Below are 2,655 nucleotides of genomic sequence, written 5' to 3'. Positions count from 1 at the left end.
AGCATTGAATCCAGCTTCAATTGCCCATTTCTTACCCAATTCTTTACCCACCAAAAACCCGAATTCCCTGAACCCTTCCGGATCATAACCTAATCCTCCCCCAACCACCTCTTCTCTGAGAAGCAATGCGGCATCAGAAATACCGTAATATACTTTTCCGTAAAAAGAATTTTGGGCAAATCATCTTGAGGAAAGTAAAAAGACCAATGTGGTCAATAAAAGGAGATTCTTGAGCTTGTTTTGATTTTTCATGATGAACAGGTTCAATGGTTTAGATTATTTGAATCAACGGAATATAGCGATAAGTAGAGAATAGCATGTTTTCATGACCTAAAATTTATATGCCACACCAAGTTGAATCCCCAACTCTGTAAGGTTGTTATTAGATGAATCAAACGAAATTGCAGCATGCCGTTTAAGGTGGGGATTTAGAAATATCCCAACATTATTGAAATAGTGTTCAGCTCCAATACCAATCAAATAACCAATTCCCGACTGATTGACAGTAGATTTCTCTGATCTTTGAATATCTAACAAAGGCCCTCCATTGACATATATAGAAGACGACAATGAATATTTCATCAGTAATGGAAAAGTCAACATTTGATAATTGTATTCTGTCACATAAATATCGGTCACAATAGTAGAACTGATGAAAATATTTGCCGTAGCAATATTTAATCCAGTTTCAAAAGCCCATTTTTTATTTACCTCTTTTCCGAATAGAAACCCTAATTCTTTAAAACTTTCAACATTATATCCCGGAGTTCCAACTAGACCCCTTTTGGAAATTAAGGCCGAACTCGATGTGCCAAAATAGGCTTTGCCATAGAATGAATCTTGGGCTTGTGAAGTTTGGACTCCAAACAGGAACAAAAACAACTTTAAAGAAACAACTAGTTTACTCATAAAAACTTCAATAATAGGTGGTAAATTTGATTGATAAATGATAAGAATTTATTTGAATCTTACCATCTATATTATTGGGGACGTAAAAATCATTTAAAATGCGACAAAAAACCCCGTTTTGCTTCAAATTAAATAATCAATCTTTGTGAAATAAAGCTCCCCGAATAGATCATTTTTTGACCAATTGAAGTTTATAAAATGTGGTGTAATCTTGCTCTTTCCCGAGAAAATCATCATCTCTTAAGGCATAGAATGGTTTATCCACAGATTCTATATTGAGTATTAATTTTATTTTTGAAGAAACTATCATCTCATTGGACCAACCATATCCATACCTGTAGATTTTGAGATAATTGTTAAGGAATTCCGGATATCGGAAAAAATTTTCTTTTTCCATTAATTCGTTATTGACAAAAGTGTCTCCATCAATTCCACCATGATACGTGATTATGATATTGTCCGAATCTGAAAATATGCCATTAATCTGGGCTTCAAACATTTTTATCATTTCTCGATATGTCACAGGAGTGTTTTGCCCCGGGAATAATTTAAAGTCGGTTGGCTCCATATCAATACTTCTTTCCCAGGTAATACTATCCCCTAAAGCATATACATGCAAAATGGCCTCATTGGAAAAGGTAAAATACAAGCTGTCGTTTTCTATGGTGAAATTTATGTTGGGCCTATTAAAAAATTGATCACTGCTAAATTTTGATGTCGGAGGTGTTCTGACAACTGGTTTTGATGTTTTTGTATTTAGGTCATACAATTCTAAAAGAGGGTAATCTCTATAAAAATGGTCAATATAAGGGCTGATACCATTGCGGCCCGGATACCATAGCAACAATTTTTCTTTCAAAACAGCAATATTTCTTCTGTTGTAGGCACCACCTCTAGCTTCACCTACAAAAGGCATTTCCAAACTTTCTTTTAAATTAAGATCGGCATCGAAATGATAAATATTTTTAAAAGAAGTCGTTCCAAAGAATTCTCCATCATGTTCAAGTAAAGTTTCCAACCACATTACCGACCCAGGGCCTTCTTTTGGAAACTCCTTTTTCACCAGAACATTTCCCGTTGAGTCAAACTTAATTAAAGTACTACTAGAAATATCTTTAATCAAACCAACTCCATTATTAAAAATCCCCTCTCTGATATTAGCCAAATAATCCACCTGAATAGAGTCCAAAATCACAAGTTCCCATTCGTTAGAATCGGCTATGTTTTGGGAATTTTTTTCCCGCTTTGTGCAACTAAAGATCGATACCCAAATCAAAAGAATTATGATGCGTATTTTTATCATTTCCCCATCAATTTCACGAAACTTTTTAAATAAATTTTATTTTTAGTTCATTTTTTAAAATCTGATCATGTCATCTACTTGCCTCATTTTTGGATTTGGTTCTGGATTGAGCAAGGCACAAAAAAAATGCCCACCTTTCGGCAGACACTTTTTATATATAACGAACCATCTTGGTTCTTGATTCCCCGATACTCGGGGCAGGCTTTGTCTCTAGTTTCTAAAGATTACTTCTTTCCGCCTTCCATCTTTTCCTTCAACTCAGCCAAGGCATCGATATCACCCAAAGTGGATTTATCAGCAGAGGCGTCCGCAGCAGGAGCAGCAGCTTTTTTGGCAGCTTTCTTAGGAGCAGCAGCCGGTTTGGCTTCTTCTCTAAATGTTGCAGTATGGGAAAGGACAATTCTCTTGTCATCTTTGGAGAATTCAGTTACCCTGAAATCCAA

2 protein-coding genes and 1 pseudogene are annotated in these 2,655 nt (G+C 35.5%); all 3 read right to left on the bottom strand.

Going from position 1 to position 2,655, the window contains the following annotated elements:
- Window positions 1-330 precede the first annotated feature (330 nt).
- On the bottom strand, window positions 331-909 hold the full coding sequence (locus tag ACEW8O_RS25175) for an outer membrane beta-barrel protein (RefSeq protein ID WP_373497390.1): 579 nt from the start codon (window positions 907-909) through the stop codon (window positions 331-333).
- A 169-nt stretch (window positions 910-1,078) separates the two neighbouring features.
- On the bottom strand, window positions 1,079-2,212 hold the full coding sequence (locus ACEW8O_RS25170; RefSeq protein ID WP_373497389.1) for a hypothetical protein: 1,134 nt from the start codon (window positions 2,210-2,212) through the stop codon (window positions 1,079-1,081).
- Between the two features lie 224 nt (window positions 2,213-2,436).
- Window positions 2,437-2,655: pseudogene (locus ACEW8O_RS25165) on the bottom strand (30S ribosomal protein S1); the annotation flags it as partial.

The sequence above is a fragment of the Aquiflexum sp. genome, assembly GCF_041749095.1.
In the GTDB taxonomy this organism is placed as follows: domain Bacteria; phylum Bacteroidota; class Bacteroidia; order Cytophagales; family Cyclobacteriaceae; genus Aquiflexum.
Note: the sequence above shows the minus strand (reverse complement) of the source record. Positions and strands in the feature narration are given on the sequence as shown.